Genomic DNA, 20,670 nt, shown 5'->3' with positions numbered 1-20,670 from the left:
AATTTGTCATAGTAACAAATCCCACATTCATGGGATGGTATGTATCATTGTATGGCCTATATAATGAGAACGATTATTAATACAAGTGTATAGGAAAGTTGATCTTTTCAACAAGTATAGAATGAGGTGCAAATGAAATGGGAGATTGCGATATGAACAAACCATTGATAGAGAGCTCTACAACTAATCCGGATGAATCCATGAGCTGGGAGCATCCCCGTGTCCAGAGGTACGAAGAGACGATCCCTTTGAAGATTCCCGGATACATGCTTCTATACGAGATGACAGAACGACTGTTAAGAGCACATCTTCACCTTAGTCAAGATTCATCTAAGCTGCTTATTGTTGGAGCTGGGGGAGGTCAAGAACTTGTAACGTTAGGCAATCGTCATAAAGACTGGACGTTTACAGGAATAGACCCCTCCCGTTCTATGCTTGAGATTGCACGGCGGCGGGCTGCTGAGGCAGGAGTAGCGCATAGAGTCTCCCTTCAAGAGGGAACGATTGAACAGCTTTCAACGCAGCCCGCTTTTGATGCGGCCACTTGCCTGCTTGTCCTTCATTTTATTCATGGAGAATCGAACAAGCGCAAATTACTTCAAGACATAGCTGATCGTCTAGAACCGGGGGCGCCGTTGTTTCTCGCCTCAATCAATGGAAATCCGAGCAGCGCGCCGTTCTCGATCCAAATGAAAGCATGGAAAGGCCATATGCTCGATAATGGCATCTCCCTACAAGAATGGGAGCGATTTGCCGCTTCGATCGGCAGAGAATCCGATCCTATACCGGATTATGAAGTACTAGAACTTCTGGAGAAGGCCGGATTCACACAAGTAACCCATTATTTCGGCTCCTATCTGATCGATGCCTGGTATGTGGTCAAATCGGCTGGAGAGGACGACGAGCGTCTATGAAAACCGAAATACTGGTAGTGGGCGGATACGGTCATGTCGGCAAGGTCATCTGCTTAAAACTAGGTGATATTTTCCCAGGTAAAGTTGTTGCAGCAGGCAGGAGCCAGCAGCGTGCAAAGCAACTATCACAGGAAACAGCCGGTAAAGTCAAAGCGCTGCGGCTTGATATTCAAAAGGCCGTCGATCCGGATTTGCTAAGCCGATTTAAGCTCGTCATTATGTGCCTTGATCAAGTGAATCCTGCTTTCGTTCATACCTGTTTGCAGTCGGGAACCCATTATATCGACATTTCAGCGAAATACACTTTTATAAATCAAGTGGAGCAATTGGGGAATATAGCAAGGGGACATGGCGCAATAGCTGTTCTGAGTGTAGGGTTGGCCCCTGGTATAACGAACCTTCTAGCCTCGAGAGCAGTTCAATGTCTAGAACAGACGGAAGCGATCGAAATATCGATCATGCTTGGACTTGGAGATCGCCACGGGGCAGCTGCAATTGAGTGGACGATTGATCAGATAAACGCAAGCTTTGAAGTGGTGAAAGAAGGGCAGAAACAGATTGTAGCTAGTTTTACCGATGCTAGAACGATTAATTTCGGGTTAGAAATCGGTGCAAGACAGGTTTATCGCTTTCCTTTTTCAGATCAACTGACACTTGCCAGGACTTTAAACGTGCCGAATGTAGCTACCCGATTATGCTTTGATTCCGCCGCGGTAACAACCATAGTTGCAAAATTGAGAGCGTGGGGAATTACACATGTGTTTCGTAACCACTGGGTGCGCAGAGCTGCCGTTAGAGCGTTCCATAAGCTGAGGTTTGGAGAAGATAAATTTGCAATCAAAATCGATGCATGGGGGAGAAGAAGGGGGAAAGATGCTACTATCCAATGTATGCTGCAAGGAAGGAACCAATCCGAAATGACGGCACTTGCAGCTGCCTTCACAGCGGATACGGTGTGTCGTTCCGAATTTATACCTGGCGTATACCATTTGGAACAGTTGGTCGAGCTCAGCAGCATGGAGATTTGGTTGAGGCAATTCACCTACTTTGATCTTCAAATAGAGGATGACTTGGATTAGCAGTATCAATGTTGATTCTATCGATGAGTAGTACTAAGGGTACTTCATATAATGTTATTAAACTTTACTTCTCGCTGACTGCGTGAAAGAAAGTGCCTACAGTGCTTGTGGAATCGAGAACATCGGTTCAGTTAACGAAACTAACTTAGAGAAGATCGACTGCTTGAAGCCGGATCTGATTATTGGAAATAAAAGACATACATGATCAACCGAGTCAAATCGCGCCAACTTGTTTGTAGAAATTTTAGAGTTACTTGGAAAGAAAATCTGCTGCTTTATGCGAAGGAAGGCAGTAGAGTCAAAGAGGTTTCCACTACGGTTGGCTTCAGCAGCGAGTTTTATTGTAGCCGGACATTTCAACGCATTGTGAATGTGTCTCCAACCATACATATGAAAAGAGACAAACTGAAGGGTATGAAACATTGGTAAAATAGTGAAGTATGATTGCAGCACGGATTAACCTTAACGCCAATGACTAGAAATGAGATTATAGATGGTCGTACTTCAAATGATAAGGAGGCAGAGCTATGGCTGAGAGCACAGTGAAGCATATTTACTTAATCAGACATTGCAGGGCCGAAGGGCAGGAGCCGGAAGCCCAATTAACGCTCGAAGGCAAAGAACAGGCTAAGGAGCTAGTGGACTTCTTCACGGATATTAAAGTTGAACGGTGCATATCAAGCCCCTATGTCAGAGCTGTCGATACGATTACTCCATTATGCGAGGTCAGACAGTTGGAGCTTATTATTGAAGAGAATTTGAAGGAAAGAGAACTTAGTTCAATGCATCTCGATAATTGGATGGATAAGCTTCGGGCCACCTATGACGATGTGGATCTCAAATTTCCTGGCGGTGAATCAACGAGAGAGGCGATGAATCGGGGGGCCGAGGTAATCAACGAGCTGCTAAGAAGAGATGAATCAAATATGGTAGTTGTAACACATGGCGCACTTATGTCATTAATTATCGGATATTTTGACCCAACATTTGGATTTGACCAGTGGAGTAGCTTGTCTAACCCGGATGTATACCGACTTGATTTTGTAGAACAATCGTTTCATAGAGTAACACGTGTTTGGAGAAATAACTGAATGATTAGCTTGAGTCAATGAGATCATAGTTGAATGTATAACCGAAACGATGTATGTTTATACAATTCTATGAATATTAAAGTGGCGGTACAAATGTCATTATTGATTGAAGAACTTTCATTAAATGCATGGCCGGCTTTAAGAACGATTGTTCACGAGGGCTGGCTATTGCGTTTTGCCAATGGTTATACGAAGAGATCGAATTCAATAAGTGTCATTTACACGCAACACGAAGGAGACATCGAACGATCTATTAGTTATTGCGAGGGTATTTATGCGGCAGCACTATCAACAATTATATACTTATTGGTATAGATGCAAACCAAGCTCGATGACATCCTCAAAGGTGGTAACAGATCAAGGAGAGTTCGATCATTACGCTTAGCTGAGAAATTCAAGCTGGTCATGCATATTTATAAATTTTTATGGCGGAACATATTGCCAGGGGAGCTCCCTCACTATTTACAATATCGAAACAAGTCTGGTAAGATGTTCTCGTTTAATCGTATTGTCAACCGAATAGATTAATTATGGTTAACAATTTTATTCGATTGAAGCATGCCTACTTTTTTAGATTATAGCTGTTAGAAAGCAGGAGAGGATGATAGAAGCATGAGTCTTGTAACTGAAGTGTTGTATTGGGATAAACTTGCAGATAAAGCGCTACTTAGGGAAAGGCTGACCATGGAAGAAGGGCTGGCGGTGCTTGATGGAGACGATAAGCAATTACTGCCTCTAATGCAGGCCGCCTATAAAGTGCGCAGTTATTATTTTGGTAATAAAGTGAAGCTTAACATGATTATGAACGCAAAAAGCGGCCTATGCCCCGAGGACTGTGGCTACTGCTCGCAATCGATCGTTTCTAACGCTCCGGTTGCCAAATACTCTCTACTAGACAAGGAGTCGCTGTTGGCGGGTGCACGTGAAGCGATGGCTCGCCAAGCCGGGACATATTGTATCGTGGCGTCCGGAAGAGGGCCGACTCCGCGAGAGCTTGATCAGGTCATTGATGCAGTAACAGAAATTCGCAGTACAATGCCGCTTAAAATATGCGCCTGCCTCGGTTTGTTGCGGGACGATCAAGCGGATCGGCTCGCGGCGGCAGGCGTCCATCGCTATAATCATAACTTGAATACAAGCCAAACGAATTATGCTTCCATTACAACCACACATTCCTATGAACAGCGTGTAGAAACGGTGGAGAAGGTGAAGGCCTCCGGCATGTCGCCTTGCTCCGGAGTTATTATCGGGATGGGGGAGAGCGCCGCCGAAATCGTGGAAACGGCTTATGCCTTACGGGAGCTTGATGCCGATTCGATTCCTGTTAATTTTCTCGTTCCAATTCCGGGCACGCCGCTGGAATCGTATACCCGAATTACGCCTATGCATGCCTTGAAGGTACTGGCACTATTTCGCTTTATTTGCCCAACGAAGGAAATTCGTGTATCGGGGGGCCGGGAATCGAGTTTAAGGCATTTGCAGCCGCTATCTCTCTATGCAGCAAATTCATGGTTTATTGGCGATTATTTGACTACCGGAGGGCAAGAAATCAATACAGATCACCAAATGATCCAAGATCTGGGCTTTGAAATTGAGTCATGCGCTATTTGATATTTCATTCCATAATTTGTTATGGGTCAACCCTATCGCCTATAATAGAACATGGAGTCACATAACCATGATTATGATAGGATGAGAAAAAGGAGAGATGGGTTGAATGAGCTTAAACAATCAAGTGGCCATCATTACTGGAGCAGGGAAAGGGATTGGTAAGGCGATCGCTGAAGCACTTGCTAAAGAGGGCGTTCATCTAGGATTAATCGCCCGTACGACTTCGGATCTTGAGACGCTGCAATCGGAACTCAAAAAGTCGTATGGCATTAAGGTGGCAATCGCTTCTGCGGATATTTCCGATCAGGCAGCAGCTGAGCAAGCCGTGAATACGCTTGTGGCTGAGCTTGGCGGAGTGGACATTCTAATTAACAACGCCGGCATTGCCAAATTTGGTAAGCTGGTGGAGATGGATCCTAAGGATTGGGAGCGCATCATTCAAGTGAATCTGATGGGAACCTACTATATGACACGCGCCGTATTACCTAGGATGATTGTTCAAAATCAAGGGAATATCATCAATATAGCTTCTACAGCCGGAGAGAGAGGCTTTGCGACGGGCTCGGCATATAATGCATCTAAATTTGCGATAATGGGTCTTACTGAGGCCGTTATGCAGGAGGTGCGGAAAAATAACATCCGCGTAGTGGCTTTGACACCAAGTACGGTGAATACAGAGCTAGCCGTTAATGCAGGCTTGAATATTGGAGATGAGGATCGGATGATGCAGCCAGAGGACGTCGCGGAATTGGCTCTTGCGACATTGAAGCTGCCGCAGCGCGTATTTGTGAAAACCGCTGGCATTTGGACGACGAATCCGCAATAAACGGGCGAAATATCAGAAGAAAGGAGAGGCTTTGTACCCTTGAAAAGGTGCAAAGCCTTTCCTCATTTAGCGTAGAATCGCGTGGGGCTTATTGAGGTGCTTCATGTAGGATTTGGGCGAGTACGATTTCCTCAAGAGCTGTCATAAAATCATCCGCATCATTTAGAAATTCCGTAGTCGCAAATTCCAGTCCCAACTCTCGTGCTTTGACTAAGCCATCGAGCCTGCAGTTCTGTAAAGTCTCAATGTTCTCGGTCATTGAGAGCAGGTCACAAATGATGACGGCGGATGCGCCTTCCTGGGCCGTGTTCTCCATGACCTCAAGTACATCTGGCCCAAGCCATTTTTGCGGAGCGGGGCCGCCGCTTCGGTAGGCTAATTTCCAATTATGGCAATTCGCTTGTGTAGCAACCGCTTCAGCCAGCTCGGTAAAGGCAGCGATGTAATCCCGGTGTGGCGCGGGAAGGCCTGGTTTGCTGTGCGCGGTAAAAATGACGACCGTACGACTGCGGTTTCTAGCGGAAATCCAGCGCAGCGCTTCGATTAATCGGGTACTTAGCGCTTCAACAAAGCGATCGTGAAGATGCCAAGCGGGAATATGCGTAATGGATACATCCGCATCCTGCTGATCGCGGGCCTGCTCGGCAGCTCGCTGATAGCTGCCGGTTCCCGTCTTAGAATAGAGGGGTGACAGCGGCAAAGTATACAGATGCTTCACGTCACTCGCAATGATTTGCTCCATTGCTTCATGGACGAAAGGCCGTGTATGCTTGTGAGCCGTATAAACAGGAATTGGCTCTCCAAGATGTTGCATCAGTCTTCTCTCTAGAGCCCTGGCCTGACGGAGGGTAGTGGAACCGAGCGGATCTGGCTTCGCCAGATTACGGTAACGGTCGACTGCTCTTTCCATGATGTCGGGAGAAGGGAGCCTTCCATGATATAAATGATGATAGAACAAGGGAATGTCATCGATCGATGGCAAATGGCAGTAAGACATTAACAGTACGGCTTTCATGAAAATCACTCCTTATACCTGCACTAAGATATTTAGAAGGCATCTGGATGGAATAGGCGAGCGAGCTCAATGACGGTATCAGCGTTATAACGGTTTGGATACAGCAATTGCTTCACGGACATCGTATGTACCCGGTTGCTTTGCACCGCTGTGAGCGTTGACCAGCCAGCAGCCTCTGTCAGTTCTTCTAAATCTGAATCGTCACCCAGCCTCCATTGTAGCAGGATAATATAATCGGGATCTGTTTTGAGGAGAGCTTCCATAGAAGCTTTGGCTGACCGGGTGAGTGATAGCTCATCGGCTAAATGATTCCCTCCGGCATGGCTTACGATGTCGTACGAAATGTTGGATGAACCGATCAGAAAGGGACCAGTCCCCGGGCCGACGGGGGAAATTACGAGTACCGAGGGCTGTTCCTTTCCGGCAACGGCCTGATGAGCTGCTTCTAATTTATTATTTATTTCAAAGGTAATCTGCTCAGCGGTTTCCTCTTCACCAAGGGCTTGACCTAGGACATGGTAGTTCGCTTCCATCTTCTCGAACGTATCCCATATATCGAGGCTTATTAATGGAACACCAGCTTGCTCTAGTATTTGCGCAGCCTCTTTTTCCTGTTCATGCCCTTTGGTCATTATGAGTAAATCTGCATTATAGGACATGATCTTTTCCGGATCAAGGGAGGTGGCACCGGCAATTTGAATGATCTCCTCGGATACCTTGTCGGCATTGAAAGCTAGATCAGGATCGGCGGCGCTGCGTGTCAATACAGCGACTCGCAAGGGATCGGTGAGCTCCAGAACTGCCTCTGCTGCATCGAGCGATAGAGCAGCAATCCGCATAGGTTTGTCGGGATTCATGGCGGAATTTGCTGCTTGCTTGGTTAATCCGCTGGACTCAGCCTGTTTACTGCATCCGCAAATGATAGCAGCTGCGAGTATAATGATCATAACATTCCAGACCTTTGTAAGCCTGATAAGATTCATAATTTATACTCCTCCAATTAAAAATATAGTTGTTTGGATCGAAGCTAACTATTGTGAAAATGTTCCTCTGTGTTGATCGTAGTTATCGATAAGCTGCCTAACCACGGATCTTGCTGGAGCTCAACATGCACTTCGTACACCTCCAATATTGACGACGGAGTAAGTACATCCTTGGGCAGGCCGACGCCGTGAATCTGCCCTTGATGGAGCAGAATCAGTAGATCACAGTATCGCGCCGCCAAATTAAGATCATGAAGAGCGGCGACGGCGGTGAGTCCGTCAGAAGTCAGCTGCCGGACAAGCTCCAGCGTGTGTAATTGATGCCGGATATCCAGCGCCGAGATCGGCTCGTCAAGCAGCAGCAGCTTTGGGGTTTGGGCCAATGCTTTGGCGATGAACGTCATTTGCCGCTGACCGCCGGACAGGCTTGTTACAGCGCGATTAGCCAGATGGGAAATTTCCGTTGTGGACATAGCCCGCTTGGCAGCGAGCAAATCCTCGCGAGTCGCCTCTTTAAAGCGGGACATGTAAGGGTGTCTACCCATCATGACAATATCCCTTACAGAAAAGTCGAAATCCACCACGGTATCTTGGGGCACAAAACTAACCAGACGAGCAATATCTCTTCGTTTATAGCTCTCCAAAGGTTGTCCGAAAAGGCTGATTCTCCCTTTAGCTCGCGGAAGCCATCCTGACATCGTACGCAGCAGGGTCGATTTTCCGCTGCCATTTGGGCCGATTAATCCGACAAATTGTCCTTTAGGGATTTCAAAGGAAAGGTTTCGTAGAATCGATTTCCTCTGAATCAAGATGCTAACATCGCGAAAATCAAGTACGTTCACCTGAGAGCACCTCCACGTCGAGAAGACATAATTAGAGCAATGAATAAAGGAGCACCGATAAGCGCGCACACTACTCCGACCTGTAAAGTGATAGGCTGAAGCATCATGCGTGAGGCCAGATCGGCCCAGATTAAGAAAATCGCCCCTCCAAGGGCACTCGCAGGAAGCAGAAAGCGGTGGTCCGGACCGGTAACCAGACGAACGGCGTGAGGAACCACAAGCCCTACGAAGCCGATGATGCCGCTGATCGCTACGGCCGATCCGGTCATGAGGGAGATTAGGATAAGCAGTAACGGACGCATTCTATCGACATTAATGCCAGCGTGAGTTGACTGCTCATCACCGAGCAGCATGGTGTTAAGGTCGCGTCCGAATGTAAAGAGAATCACACATCCCGCTAAAATGGGTAGAGCAATCAGTTGGACATGATGCCATGTTCGGGCTTCCAGCCCCCCCTGCAGCCAGAATACAATGCTTCTCAGCTCCTGCTCGCTGTTCGAACTTGCCACAAGCATATTGATCACGGCAGATAGCAGAGCATTGACTCCAATGCCAAGCAGCAGCAATAATGCGATGGATTTATGGCGATGTTTCTGCCATACGGCCAAAATGATCATGACAGCGAGGGCTGCACCTAGAAAAGCGGACAGAGGAAGTGTCCATGAACCGAACTGATTCCAGCCAAAATATAAAGCACACACCGCCCCTAAAGCAGCGCCGCTAGATACCCCCACATAACCAGGCTCAACGAGCGGATTACGGAATAGTCCTTGCATTGCGCCCCCGGAAACCCCAAGAGCTGCCCCCACTAAGCCTCCGGCAAGCACTCGCGGCAAACGCATTTCAGTAACGACCAGCAGTTCTCGATCTGTAAAAGAAGTAAATGAAGGGAAACCCATGGCTGACAGCAGAATTCCCATCGTCTTTCGAAATGGAATGCTAATCGGTCCAATCGCACATGCTGCAATCGCAGTTAACCCAAGCGTAATGAGCAACAGGAGTAGCGTTATGGTTTGCCATTTTATTTTTCTTCTGTAAGCAGTGAGATGACCCAGAATTCTATTCGCCTCCCGATAAATAAATTAGAGATAATTATAATATTTGAAAAATTATTTGTATAGACCAAAATTGTTTCCCTAGGCAAAAAAGAGATCGTAAATCTCTGATTTTTCATAAATGCATGAGTTATATACAGTCTTTTTATAAATAAAAGATTTTTTATTTGTCAAGATTAAAAAGAAATAATTATATTAATTGGAATTTATTTCTTGACAAATGGATTTTTTGAAACTATTTTAATTATAGCTATATTTTTTTACCTAAGGAAACATTTTTGGATTTCTCATGATAGCTTCATGATTTCGTCTGAGTTTAGAAGAGGAGATGAGTTTTGGGAAGGAGGAGAAAATATGAGGAGGAGACGGGCTAAGAAGCAGGTCAAGCTTACAGGTGTAACGATATTCATCTTGGCTTTACTGTTATCCGCTAATCGTTCCCTAAATCTCGCAGACATGAATGATTGATATATACCATGTGGGAGGGATGTTGTCATAGTACATACTATGTTGCACGGGGCAAGACGCTGAACAATATTCGACATTTTTTTAGTGCTTAGCAACAGTTTGCTGAGCTTTTTAGTTGCTGCGTCTGGGTTATTAGCACCATGGGTAGCCGTGCTGCGATGGCGCTAAGCCCAGTTTCCGTTGTCTTGAACGCGCTGAGGCTGCAGCGGATGAAGATTTGGCGGTTTAATTAGTTAAAATTGCAGCTAAAATAGGAGGTTAGCGGGATATTTCTCGTTGCCTTCTTATATTTTGTGTAAAAAGCATAACTCATAGTGTGAATTAAGTCCCTTGTATAAAGTAAGTGACTGCTTGTAAAATTGTGACATGAGGATATAGGCATGCATCGCTTAGTCCCGAAGGAGGTTTTGGTGCGACGATTCACGCTGATTTTTAAGGAGCTGCACACCTAGAAAATTCGACAATAGACAACAGATGATGCATATGTCCGACATTATATACATATACTTGGGGTGAATAATCATGCATAGAAGGACTACAGGAATGCTTCTGATTATGATCGCTGCATTGCTGTACGGCACGCGTTATTTGGCTGCGGCGATTTATGGATCAAGCTCCCCTGTCTGGAGTACGGATCATTTTAATGACATGCTGAATTATATTGGTAACGGCCCTATCATTTTTAGCACAATTGCATTATTATTGGGGATTACATATTTACTTGTAGCTGAGTTAGAAGGCACGAGCATGCGTAAGCAGATCGAACAAATAAAGAGCAGTTGGAATGAATTTGATTTATATGAAACGGGGGGAACTAGTGGTAAAGGTAAGAATAAGTAAGCTAAGATGAGATACATCTAAGGGGAAGAAACGGCTCGGCATTGAGGCTCGAGCCTTTTTTATCTTCTAATTTTTCATTATTTTTATCTGCTGCTGCAACCATCCAGACAATGGAAGCGTCCAGAGGGCAAAGGGGGTAATAATAATGAAGAAAAAATGGATATCTATTTTATGTATTGCCGGTATAGCGTTATCTTTAGTGCTTGGGGGGTGCGGAAGTGCGAGTGACAGCAGCGGAGCAGCCGACACCATGTCAGACACCAGCTTTGCGATGAATGCGGAGTCCTCGACTGTGTCCACGGATCTAAGTGAGACAGCACCTACCGAGCAGGACAAGATTTCTGACAGCAGTGAGCAGCTTTCTAGTTCGCACAACAAAGTGATAGAAGCCGCTGGGGGAGGCCAGGGTATTCAAACGCTCGATACTTCGGCCGGGCTGAATAAGAAATTGATCTATCGGGCGAACGTCGTAATGGAGGTTAAGGACTACGGCTATGCCCAGTCGGAGATCAGAAATCTCGTGGCTATGTCAGGCGGTTACATTGTAGAGTTCACGGAAAATCAGTCGAAGCACGAGCAAGGCGGGACGATCATACTCAAGGTACCCTCCTCCGGTTTTTCATCCTTTTTGGATCGGCTGGAGAAGCTGGAGCATGAGTCTATGCAGCGCGGTATGCAGGGGCAGGACGTATCGGAGGAGTATGTCGATTTGGAGTCAAGGCTTAAAGTAAAACAGGCTATGGAGTCCAGATATCTGCAATTTCTGAAGGAAGCGACGAAGAGCAGTCAGATGGTCGAGTTCGCTAATGAGCTGGAGCGCATCCAGACTGAAATTGAGCGTATCAGGGGACGGATGCGGTATATTGATCAGAATGTCGCCTATTCTACGATCGAGATTCGCTTGTATCAGCCGGAGGTAAACCAGGTGAACCCGTCGGCAAAAGGAACGGAGCCGCTCGGAAAGCGAGCATGGAATGCATTGAACGACAGCCTCCAAGCGATAGCAGCTGTCTTTCAATGGTTAGTCGTCATTTTGTCCGGAGCCCTGCCGATTCTATTGCTCCTAGGTATCATCGCCGTACCGATCTGGATCATGAACCGTAAGCGGATACTTAAAGTAAAAGAATATCGCCTTCAGCGCAAAAATACAGTCAATCCGCATGCCGAAACCATCGCTCCAGAACAGGCTAAGGAGCGGACCAATAAGTCTGATGACGATCATAAAGAAGACACAGACTCATCGTCAAACTAAAATTAGGACACAAAATTCCATATAGAATATCACTTTACTGACGTTACGTAACAAGCCGAACATAGTAGAATACATGGTATCAGCTATTGATAGGAGGATATGGAATGCCTATTTATTATGATGAAGGATCAGGTATTTTTCATTTACAATCGCATCAAACCAGTTATGTCATTCAACTCGTGCGGGGCTTGCCGGCACATGTATATTTTGGCCCTAAGCTTCGTCAGGGAAGTAATTTGGACGATCTGCTGTACAGGGTGGAGCGCTCCTCGTTCTGCCCTAACCCTTTTCCGGACGACAAGACGATCTCGCTGGATACTTTGCCGCAGGAATACCCGCAGTATGGTACAAGCGATTTTAGAAACCCGGCTTACCAGGTTGAGTTGTCTGATGGAACTCGTGTTACCGAGCTGGTCTATCACTCCCATCGCATCGTAGCTGGTAAACCGGCTCTGGAAGGGCTGCCAGCGACTTATACTGAGCAGGAGAGCGAAGCGGAGACGCTGGAGCTGGTGCTCCATGATGCCAATGCAGGTCTAAGCGTGACGCTGTATTATACAGTATTTGAGCAGTTCAGCGCCATTGCAAGATCGGCCAAGCTCTCGAACGAGGCGGCAGCGCCTATGAAGTTGGAAAGGGCATTAAGCACTTCAATCGACCTTCCTGATGACCGTTATGATGCTCTGTATTTATCTGGAGCTTGGGCACGGGAACGTCATATTCAACGAAGAGCACTTGCTCCGGGGATTACGGGAATTAACAGCCGCAGAGGAGCCAGCTCGCACCAATTCAATCCATTTCTAGCGCTGCTTCGTCCCGATGCCAACGAACGGCAGGGCGAGGTATACGGCTTCAGCTTGATTTATAGCGGTAATTTCGTGGCGGAAGCTGAAGTGGACCAATTCGGCACGACCCGCGTTTCAATGGGGATTAATCCGTTTGATTTCTCTTGGAAGCTCGAACCAGGAGAGTCTTTCCAGACACCGGAGGCGGTTATGGTCTATTCGGCCGAAGGTCTTGGAGGCATGTCCCGTACGTTCCATAAGCTATACCGTACAAGATTGTGCCGTGGTGTGCATCGCGATAAGGAACGTCCGATTCTCGTCAATAACTGGGAGGCAACATATTTTGATTTCAACGCTGACAAGATCGAGGCGATTGCCAAGAAGGGCGGAGAGCTTGGTATTGAACTGTTCGTGCTGGATGACGGCTGGTTCGGCAAGCGGGATTCTGACAACTGCTCCCTTGGCGACTGGGTTGAGGATCGGCGTAAGCTACCGGATGGCTTGAAGGATCTCGCGGAGCGGGTTAAGCAAACCGGCTTGCAATTTGGGTTATGGTTTGAGCCTGAGATGATCTCGCCGGATAGTGATTTATATCGCAGCCACCCGGACTGGTGCTTGCATGTTCCGAATCATCGCCGAACCGAGGCGCGCGATCAGCTTATTCTCGACATGTCCAGAGCGGATGTTAGAGAATACTTATATGAGCGGTTAAGCGATATTTTTGCGAATGTGCCGATTTCATATATTAAATGGGACATGAACCGCAACATGACGGAGATCGGAACTGCCCTTAGCTCTGCTGATCGGCAAGCGGAAACGGCTCACCGTTATATGCTGGGTTTATATGAGTTGATGGAACGCTTGACGAGCGAGTTCCCACATATCTTGTTCGAGAGCTGCTCTGGAGGCGGGGGGCGTTTCGATCCAGGAATGCTTTATTATATGCCGCAAACCTGGACGAGCGACGACACTGATGGGGTGGAGCGCTTGAAAATCCAATACGGCACGAGTATTGTTTACCCGATATCCACCATGGGGGCACATATTTCCGCTGTACCGAACCACCAGGTCGGTCGCATAACTTCATTGCAATTCCGCGGGGATGTGGCGATGTCTGGGAACTTTGGCTATGAGCTTGATCTAACGACGTTTACCCCAGAGGAAGTAGAGATAGCGAAGGCTCAGATTGCAAGCTATAAGAAGTTTCGCGGATTAGTCCAGCAGGGGGATTTGTATCGCTTGTTAAGTCCTTTTGAAGGCAATGAGACATCCTGGATGTTTGTCAGCGAGGATCGTAGGGAAGCGCTGCTGTTCTATTTCCATGTGCTTAATGAGCCAAATGGACCATTGAAACGGGTAAAGCTGGAAGGTCTTGATCCGATGCTGGATTACGAGCTGGGGGATACGGGTACCGTTTATGGCGGTGACAGGCTCATGTCGGCTGGATTGCCGATCACTTCTATTCGAGGCGATTTCGAGAGTAGAGTCGTGCACCTCAAAGCCGTTTCTCAGTAGAATTAATCGAAATCAAGAGAAGCCATGGTCATTTTGACCATGGCTTCATCGTTTTCACTGCCCAGACTAGGGCAATTTAGCAAACAATTTCTCTTAAATTCATTTCTTCAAATTTGGTTAATAAGTAAAAACAGCAATTAGAATTTAAAAATATGTATCGTTTTTTGGAGTTGGAAAACGGCATTTTTCATCGCTTCCGTCTCCTCCGCCATTTTCTGAATGGACTGAATTTGCTCATTCATGGAAGCCGATACCTGTTCCGTACCTGCAGCGGACTGCTGCGTAATTGCTGATATGTTCTGGATCGATTGGGAAATGTGGTGAGCGCTTTCCAGCATATTCTCGCTTTCTTTGGAGAAGGCGGCGATTTGCTCGGAAATGTAATGAACACTCTGAACGATTTGTTGAAATATTTGTTCGGCTTCCCGAATCATTAGATTTTGTTGCTGAACAACTTCTTCGTTAATTCTAATATTCTGTCCGGCCAGCTTTACGTCGTTCTCGATGCCGCGTACGAGGTTGAATACCTCTTTGGTGGAAGCGGTAGATTCTTCCGCCAGCTTGCGCACCTCATGGGCAACCACGGCAAAGCCAGCTCCATGCTCCCCGGCTCTGGCTGCTTCGATCGAAGCGTTCAGTGACAGCAGATTAGTTTGCTCGGCGATCTCCGAGATTGTCGCCGTAATACGGGTGATGCCTTGTGCATTAATAGCAAGCGCATTGATCGACTCCGCTACCTTCTGCGTAGCTTCAATGTTGCGGAGCATCCCATCCGCTTGTCTGGATACGGAATCCCGGCCTTGCTCGACGAGTTCCAGCGTTTCGATGGAACGCTCATTCATTGCTTTGGTAGAGTCGGTGTAGTTGCTAACTTTTTCTTCAATCTGCCGGATGGAATCAGTCATTTCGCTTACATCCTCGGAAATTTCATTGGCTCCAATCGCTAGTTCATTGGAAGACTGGGCTACCTGGCCCATGACATGGATTAGTTCTTCGTTTCTGTCCGAAATCGCCCGGCTGGAATCCATGACTTTACGAGTAATGTCAGAAGTCTCTTGCAAAATTTTCCGCAACCTCTCGACCATGCTGTTGAAAGAACGGCTTAAGCTATCCATGCTCCCTGATTCATGGAGACGGCTTGTGAAGTCTCCCTTGGCAATTTTAGCCGAGGCATTTGAAATGTCATCAAACGACTCCGTAAGCGCTTTCTGTACGAGGCGAGTAAGAGGGATAGTAAGTGCGCCCAGAACGACAACCAAGACGATCCCCGTCAATAAGTGGCCCTGTAGAATGAAAGTAATCAGTGTTGGAAATCCGAATAGGGCGGCGATGGAATAACATGCTGCTGATATTTTTCCTCCGAGGGGAAGTCTGTTGAACCATGACATAAGAATGATACCCTCCTTAAATAAATAGGATGTTTATCCCATTATATCATTCGAAAGGCCAAGCGGGTACAACGATTTTGTGAGATCATAGAGATTACTTAGATAATTCGAACTAAATGTTTACAGTTTAACATCGTGTGATTTGTTGTTGCTGAATAGGGCAGCTCGGTTCTTAATCTTTATTAGCCATAAGAAAGCAGCCGCCCTCCATTTCCTGTCCAAGGATAGGGGGCGGCATATTATTGTTAATATTTAATAAGAACTGCAAGCTTAGCCAAGCACAACCTCGACCTGATGCGTGCGGCCGTCGCCGATTGGAGCGATAATGTTGCCTTCAATAGCCCTGCCGTCTACCGTGATGCTCTTGACGCCTTTGGAGACATGGCTTGGATTCTTGATGGAAATTTCAAACGTATCGCCGCGGAATACGCGGGTCACACTTAATCCGTTCCAGGAGGTTGGAATGCACGGATCAATTTTCAAGCCGTCAAACTCAGGCTGAATGCCCAAAATAGCTTGTGTAATCGCCACATAGTTCCAAGCTGCTGTTCCTGTCAGCCAGGAGTTTTTGGCTTCCCCGTGGTTAACCGCGTCTTTACCCGCGATCATTTGCGAGTATACGTAAGGCTCCGTCCGGTGAATATCACTAATATCCTCCAAGTAAGCTGGAGCAATCTTGGAGTATACCTCGAAGGCACGATCCCCGTTGCCAAGCACTGTTTCGGCAATCATAATCCAAGGGTTGTTATGGCAGAAAATACCGGCGTTTTCTTTATAGCCCGGAGGATAAGACGAAATCTCGCCCAGGTTTAGGTAGTACTTGGAATACGGCGGTTGCTGCAGAACGATGCCGTATTTTGTATCGAGTCGCTCTTCTACGGAGGTCATCGCCTTTTGGGCAAGCCCTTCCTCAACTCCGATGCCCGCCATGACGCAAATCCCTTGCGGCTCAATGAAAATTTGACCTTCTTCGTTCTCCTTGCTGCCGATCTTCTCGCCGTAATGATCATAGGCACGCAGGAACCAGTCGCCGTCAAACCCATGCTCTATCGTTGTTTTGCGCATGGCTTCCATATGGGCTTCAGCCTCAGCAGCTTCCTCCTCCAAGCCGCGCAGACGGCATAGCTTCACATAATCTGGAGCGACAAAGACGAACAGTCCGGCGATAAAGACGGATTCCGCCACGCGTCCTTCAATATTGGCCGTCGTCTGGAACGACTCGCCCGGTTCCTTGGAGAAGCAGTTCAGATTGAGGCAGTCGTTCCAGTCGGCACGGCCGATCAATGGCAAACCGTGAGGGCCGAGATTGTTAATAACATGATAGTAGGAACGTTTCAAATGCTCAAACAGAGTTGCTGTATTGTCGGGGTTGCTATCGAACGGAACCTGCTCATCGAGGATACTCATGTCCCCGGTTTCTTTGATGTAAGCGGACGTTCCCAGGATCAGCCATAGCGGATCATCGTTGAAGCCGCTGCCGATTTCATTATTACCTTTCTTTGTAAGCGGCTGATACTGGTGATAGGCGCTACCGTCTTCAAATTGGGTAGCTGCGATATCGAGAATTCGCTCTCGAGCTCTCTCCGGAATTTGATGAACGAAGCCGAGCAAATCCTGGTTCGAATCGCGGAAGCCCATGCCACGTCCGATGCCAGATTCGAAATACGATGCGGAGCGTGACATGTTGAACGTAACCATACATTGATACGGGTTCCAAATATTGACCATCCGGTTTAGTTTGTCGTCATCGCTTTGGATTTGATACTTGGACAGCAGGCCATCCCAGTAGGAAGCAAGCTCCTGCATGGCACGCTCTACATCCTCATCGGTGGCAAACTGTTCGATCATCGCAAGAGCACGCTTTTTGTTGATGATGCCAGGCGCTTCCCATTTATCATCCTCTTCGTTCTCGACATAACCAAGAATGAAGATAAGGCTCTGCTCCTCACCCGGAGCCAAAGTCAGTTTCACTTCATGGGAACCGATCGGGGACCAGCCGCTGGCCACTGAATTCGTTGCCTTGCCGGAGACGACGGCCTGTGGTTCATGAAGGCCGTTATATAGGCCTACAAAAGATTCACGATCTGTATCAAAGCCGTCGATGCGGCGGTTGACGGAATAGAAGGCGTAATGATTTCTGCGCTCACGGTATTCGGTCTTATGATAAATGACGGAATCCTGCACTTCGACTTCACCTGTGCTAAGATTGCGTTGGAAGTTCGTCATATCATCCTGTGCATTCCAGAGGCAGAACTCGGCAAAGGAGAACAGGGAGACGGTTTTAGTCTCGCTGCCGGTATTTTTAACGGTTAAACGATGTACCTCGCCTTGATATCCGAGCGGAATGAACGCTAGCTGTGTAACCGAGATGCCGTTTCGCTCCCCGGTAATGGAGGTATAACCAAGGCCATGGCGGCATTCATAGAAATCGAGCTCTCGTTTGACCGGCATCCAACCCGGCGTCCAGAAATCTCCATTATCGTACAGATAGTAATATCGTCCACCTGTATCTATCGGAATGTTATTGTAGCGATAGCGGGTAATCCGGCGTAGCCGGGCATCACGGTAAAATGTATATCCCCCAGCCGTATTGGAGATCAGACCGAAAAATTCCTCGTTGCCAAGGTAGTTGATCCAGGGATAAGGAGTCTTTGGGGTGTTAATGACATATTCCTTGCGTTGATCGTCAAACTTTCCGAATTTCATATTTATTAGCTCCTTTCGCTTGTGAACGCGCGTTTATTTTGGTGCAAAGGGAATCTCTCCATGGGAGAGAACCCTGTGATCCTTTAATTTGGCTACTGCGCTGGCCTCGGTTTGCAAGAATCTCTAATCACCAGTCTTGTAGGAAAGCTTAGCGTGCTGAAACCCGTCTGTTCCCCGTTGCAAAGACGAATGATAGTGTCCACAGCGGCTTTGGACATCTCTTCGATCGGCAGGCTGACCGAGGTCAGCTTGGGATTGACGCGAGAGGCAAGCTGCGCATCGTCAAAGCCGACGATGGACAGATCGTTGGGAACAGATATGCCGCGTTCTGTAAAGGCTTCCATGGCTGAGATTGCCATATCATCATTGGAACAGAATAGGGCCGAGGGCAGTTCTTTGCCGGAATCGAGCAGGTTCATTACCGCGGTGTAGGCTTGATCCTTCAGGAAGTCACCTTGAAGGATGCTGCTTTCTGGAATCGGCAGATGATGCCTCCTCAGCGTATTTTCATATGCCATATAGCGCTCACGACCGGAATAAGTATTCAGTCGTCCTTGGATGATGCCGATATGCTTATGGCCTAGTCCAATCAGATATTCCATAGCTTCAACCGTACCCTCATAATCCATCGAGTTAATGATAGCTAAATGGTTTTTGTCGAGGCGTTCAGCAGTAATTTCCGCAATGTCATAATCGATTAGAACGAGAGGTGCGCCTTGTCCGACCATTTCACGTACGAGTTCGATATCTTTTTGGGTACCCACGAGAATCCCGCCGTCTATTCGCTTCTGCTGGAATGCCTGTTTGACCTTCTGAAAATCACTGCGTGAGTATACCGTGTGGATCAGCACGTAAAATCCCTTGGCGTTGGCTGTGTCGACCACGAGATCGACGATCGGCGCAAAGTAGCTGTTCTGGTATATGCGCCGAGCATCCTGCTTTTCACTCATGCTGATCGCGAACAGTCCGATCGTGTCCGTCCGCTTGCCGGCTAGTGCACGGGCAAAGCTGTTCGGCTCGTAATGGTGCTGCTCAATGACTTGAAGAACTTTGGCCCGGGTAGCCTCCGGGACGTTAGGATAATTGTTGATGACGCGGGATACGGTACTGCGTGACACCCCGGCCAACTTAGCGATATCTTCGCTGCGCATGCTAATCACTCTTTCTGTAAACGCGCGTTTATAACCATATCATAATTGAAGCCCAGAGATAAATCAATCGCAAAAAGTGCGCTAAAAAAGCACGAAGCGGTGAAATCGCTTCGTGCTCGTATCATTCATTTAATTCATATTTTCCAAGTAACGCTTAATAAACAGAAGGGTGTTGTCGTATCTTTCTTCGTTCCAGCCTAATGCAGCGATCATTTCCTTCTTTGCAAGCGGAAGCTGATCTGCAAGTTCACTGGCTGTCAGATCGACAGCATATACCTGGGGTTCAGGATCTTCCTCTGCCTGAGCACGCAGTGCAGCATGGTCAGGAAGGACAGAGCTTAGCACACTATTGCTCTCTTCCTGGAGATTTTTAAAGCCGCCGCCTCCAGAGATCCAGTCGAAAGTTGATCTGTCGATAATATATAAATCAGGCTTCTCTGTTGCAATGACAGCCATCGCCTTTTGTCGGTATACCATCTCACCCTGCTCAGGTACGTAGACGATTTGCAAATCTACCCGATTCCATTCCGGAAATTGTGCCAATATCGCTTGCTTGAGTGCTTCTTCACCATTATTCATCTCATCGACTGCGAAGTTGCCAATTATTAAGACGGATAGATCAAGAGGGGGCAGTGCGGCGATACGTTTTTGCTCTGCACGATAATCCACAAAGGCGTTGATTCCAAATATAAGTACGATGATCGCGATGATGCCGATAATGACTCGGGTTCTGTAAATTCGGAAGAAGTCGTCGATTTTCTCCGCAGTGCCTGCGAATTTTCCCCATTTGGCGTATCTTTCCTGACTCATTTGTTCAATTTTACGTTGATCCTCATGTTCAGTGATGAGCTTATAAGATTGCAGCGAGCGTTCATAATCGTCTGCTTCGTCTACTCCTTTGCGAGAACGGGACTTGCGCAGCACCAAATCAAAAGCTTGTTCAACTTCTTCTCTGGAAGCGTTCTCGGGAAGGCCCAGCTGTTCATATGCTTTTTTCAATTCGTCCATGCCAAAATCTCCTCTGTTTCTTCTCATTATGTATAGAAAGTGTATGGAAAGAAACCCACGTATTTATTATACTGTTAATTTAGAACGAATGGAAATTTTGCTGTTACCACGACATAAAGGAGTGATTTGCCGAATAATTGA

The 20,670-nt window shown here is 47.1% G+C and carries 16 protein-coding genes; 8 read left to right on the top strand and 8 right to left on the bottom strand.

Features of this window, described 5'->3' with window-relative positions; translation table 11 throughout:
• The first annotated feature begins 152 nt into the window (after positions 1 to 152).
• The 5 genes from EIM92_RS18330 to EIM92_RS18305 all read left to right on the top strand — a co-directional run bounded on the left by EIM92_RS18330 (position 153) and on the right by EIM92_RS18305 (position 5,521).
• The gene (locus tag EIM92_RS18330; protein WP_125084051.1) at positions 153 to 914 is read left to right on the top strand and encodes a class I SAM-dependent methyltransferase; all 762 of its coding nucleotides are present in this window, start codon (positions 153 to 155) and stop codon (positions 912 to 914) included.
• The gene (locus EIM92_RS18325; protein ID WP_125084050.1) at positions 911 to 1,993 is read left to right on the top strand and encodes a saccharopine dehydrogenase family protein; all 1,083 of its coding nucleotides are present in this window, start codon (positions 911 to 913) and stop codon (positions 1,991 to 1,993) included. Before EIM92_RS18330 ends, EIM92_RS18325 begins: the two co-directional genes overlap by 4 nt.
• Before the next feature lie 527 nt (positions 1,994 to 2,520).
• Positions 2,521 to 3,084, top strand: coding sequence for a histidine phosphatase family protein (locus tag EIM92_RS18320; protein WP_246021039.1), 564 nt, complete (start codon positions 2,521 to 2,523; stop codon positions 3,082 to 3,084).
• A gap of 612 nt (positions 3,085 to 3,696) precedes the next feature.
• On the top strand, positions 3,697 to 4,695 hold the full coding sequence (gene bioB, locus EIM92_RS18310; protein ID WP_125084049.1) for a biotin synthase BioB: 999 nt from the start codon (positions 3,697 to 3,699) through the stop codon (positions 4,693 to 4,695).
• A 106-nt stretch (positions 4,696 to 4,801) separates the two neighbouring features.
• Positions 4,802 to 5,521, top strand: coding sequence for a 3-ketoacyl-ACP reductase (locus tag EIM92_RS18305; RefSeq protein WP_125084048.1), 720 nt, complete (start codon positions 4,802 to 4,804; stop codon positions 5,519 to 5,521).
• An 88-nt stretch (positions 5,522 to 5,609) separates the two neighbouring features.
• Here the strand turns inward: EIM92_RS18305 and EIM92_RS18300 are convergent, their stop codons facing one another.
• The 4 genes from EIM92_RS18300 to EIM92_RS18285 are packed head-to-tail and all read right to left on the bottom strand — an operon-like array spanning position 5,610 to position 9,356.
• Positions 5,610 to 6,536, bottom strand: coding sequence for a ferrochelatase (locus tag EIM92_RS18300; RefSeq protein ID WP_125084047.1), 927 nt, complete (start codon positions 6,534 to 6,536; stop codon positions 5,610 to 5,612).
• Between the two features lie 32 nt (positions 6,537 to 6,568).
• Positions 6,569 to 7,519, bottom strand: coding sequence for an ABC transporter substrate-binding protein (locus EIM92_RS18295; RefSeq protein WP_125084046.1), 951 nt, complete (start codon positions 7,517 to 7,519; stop codon positions 6,569 to 6,571).
• Positions 7,520 to 7,563: 44 nt separating this feature from the next.
• A complete protein-coding gene (locus tag EIM92_RS18290) occupies positions 7,564 to 8,361 on the bottom strand; it encodes an ABC transporter ATP-binding protein (RefSeq protein ID WP_164515147.1) in 798 nt (265 codons plus the stop codon).
• Positions 8,358 to 9,356: a FecCD family ABC transporter permease gene (locus EIM92_RS18285; RefSeq protein WP_246021038.1), complete on the bottom strand. Its 999-nt coding sequence runs from the start codon at positions 9,354 to 9,356 to the stop codon at positions 8,358 to 8,360. The genes EIM92_RS18290 and EIM92_RS18285 overlap by 4 nt, the downstream gene beginning before the upstream one ends.
• 1,050 nt (positions 9,357 to 10,406) lie before the next feature.
• Between EIM92_RS18285 and EIM92_RS18280 the strand changes: the two genes are divergently transcribed.
• The 3 genes from EIM92_RS18280 (at position 10,407) to EIM92_RS18270 (ending at position 14,276) form a co-directional block, all read left to right on the top strand.
• Complete coding sequence (locus EIM92_RS18280; RefSeq protein WP_211344386.1) at positions 10,407 to 10,724, top strand: hypothetical protein; 318 nt, start codon at positions 10,407 to 10,409, stop codon at positions 10,722 to 10,724.
• 145 nt (positions 10,725 to 10,869) lie between these two features.
• A complete protein-coding gene (locus tag EIM92_RS18275; protein ID WP_125084043.1) occupies positions 10,870 to 11,976 on the top strand; it encodes a DUF4349 domain-containing protein in 1,107 nt (368 codons plus the stop codon).
• 104 nt (positions 11,977 to 12,080) lie between these two features.
• On the top strand, positions 12,081 to 14,276 hold the full coding sequence (locus EIM92_RS18270; RefSeq protein WP_125084042.1) for an alpha-galactosidase: 2,196 nt from the start codon (positions 12,081 to 12,083) through the stop codon (positions 14,274 to 14,276).
• Positions 14,277 to 14,413: 137 nt separating this feature from the next.
• On the opposite strand, the gene EIM92_RS18265 is transcribed toward EIM92_RS18270, so the two are convergent.
• The 4 genes from EIM92_RS18265 to EIM92_RS18250 form a co-directional block, all read right to left on the bottom strand.
• Positions 14,414 to 15,664, bottom strand: coding sequence for a methyl-accepting chemotaxis protein (locus EIM92_RS18265; protein WP_125084041.1), 1,251 nt, complete (start codon positions 15,662 to 15,664; stop codon positions 14,414 to 14,416).
• 270 nt (positions 15,665 to 15,934) lie between these two features.
• A complete protein-coding gene (locus EIM92_RS18260) occupies positions 15,935 to 18,370 on the bottom strand; it encodes a glycoside hydrolase family 94 protein (protein ID WP_125084040.1) in 2,436 nt (811 codons plus the stop codon).
• 92 nt (positions 18,371 to 18,462) lie between these two features.
• A complete protein-coding gene (locus EIM92_RS18255; protein ID WP_125084039.1) occupies positions 18,463 to 19,521 on the bottom strand; it encodes a LacI family DNA-binding transcriptional regulator in 1,059 nt (352 codons plus the stop codon).
• A 129-nt stretch (positions 19,522 to 19,650) separates the two neighbouring features.
• Positions 19,651 to 20,529: a molecular chaperone DnaJ gene (locus EIM92_RS18250; protein WP_125084038.1), complete on the bottom strand. Its 879-nt coding sequence runs from the start codon at positions 20,527 to 20,529 to the stop codon at positions 19,651 to 19,653.
• Positions 20,530 to 20,670: the final 141 nt, after the last annotated feature.

The sequence above is a fragment of the Paenibacillus lentus genome (genome assembly GCF_003931855.1).
GTDB classification, from domain to species: Bacteria; Bacillota; Bacilli; order Paenibacillales; family Paenibacillaceae; genus Fontibacillus; species Fontibacillus lentus.
Note: the sequence above shows the minus strand (reverse complement) of the source record. Positions and strands in the feature narration are given on the sequence as shown.

What these genes read in the sequence shown, in the direction of transcription:
- EIM92_RS18305 (WP_125084048.1), top strand. Translation starts at nt 4,802, where the DNA reads ATGAGCTTAAACAATCAAGTGGCCATCATTACTGGAGCAGGGAAAGGG.
- EIM92_RS18300 (WP_125084047.1), bottom strand. Translation starts at nt 6,536, where the DNA reads ATGAAAGCCGTACTGTTAATGTCTTACTGCCATTTGCCATCGATCGAT.
- EIM92_RS18250 (WP_125084038.1), bottom strand. Translation starts at nt 20,529, where the DNA reads ATGGACGAATTGAAAAAAGCATATGAACAGCTGGGCCTTCCCGAGAAC.
- EIM92_RS18330 (WP_125084051.1), top strand. Translation starts at nt 153, where the DNA reads ATGAACAAACCATTGATAGAGAGCTCTACAACTAATCCGGATGAATCC.
- EIM92_RS18280 (WP_211344386.1), top strand. Translation starts at nt 10,407, where the DNA reads ATGCATAGAAGGACTACAGGAATGCTTCTGATTATGATCGCTGCATTG.
- EIM92_RS18265 (WP_125084041.1), bottom strand. Translation starts at nt 15,664, where the DNA reads ATGTCATGGTTCAACAGACTTCCCCTCGGAGGAAAAATATCAGCAGCA.
- bioB (WP_125084049.1), top strand. Translation starts at nt 3,697, where the DNA reads ATGAGTCTTGTAACTGAAGTGTTGTATTGGGATAAACTTGCAGATAAA.
- EIM92_RS18295 (WP_125084046.1), bottom strand. Translation starts at nt 7,519, where the DNA reads ATGAATCTTATCAGGCTTACAAAGGTCTGGAATGTTATGATCATTATA.
- EIM92_RS18255 (WP_125084039.1), bottom strand. Translation starts at nt 19,521, where the DNA reads ATGCGCAGCGAAGATATCGCTAAGTTGGCCGGGGTGTCACGCAGTACC.
- EIM92_RS18320 (WP_246021039.1), top strand. Translation starts at nt 2,521, where the DNA reads ATGGCTGAGAGCACAGTGAAGCATATTTACTTAATCAGACATTGCAGG.
- EIM92_RS18325 (WP_125084050.1), top strand. Translation starts at nt 911, where the DNA reads ATGAAAACCGAAATACTGGTAGTGGGCGGATACGGTCATGTCGGCAAG.
- EIM92_RS18275 (WP_125084043.1), top strand. Translation starts at nt 10,870, where the DNA reads ATGAAGAAAAAATGGATATCTATTTTATGTATTGCCGGTATAGCGTTA.
- EIM92_RS18270 (WP_125084042.1), top strand. Translation starts at nt 12,081, where the DNA reads ATGCCTATTTATTATGATGAAGGATCAGGTATTTTTCATTTACAATCG.
- EIM92_RS18260 (WP_125084040.1), bottom strand. Translation starts at nt 18,370, where the DNA reads ATGAAATTCGGAAAGTTTGACGATCAACGCAAGGAATATGTCATTAAC.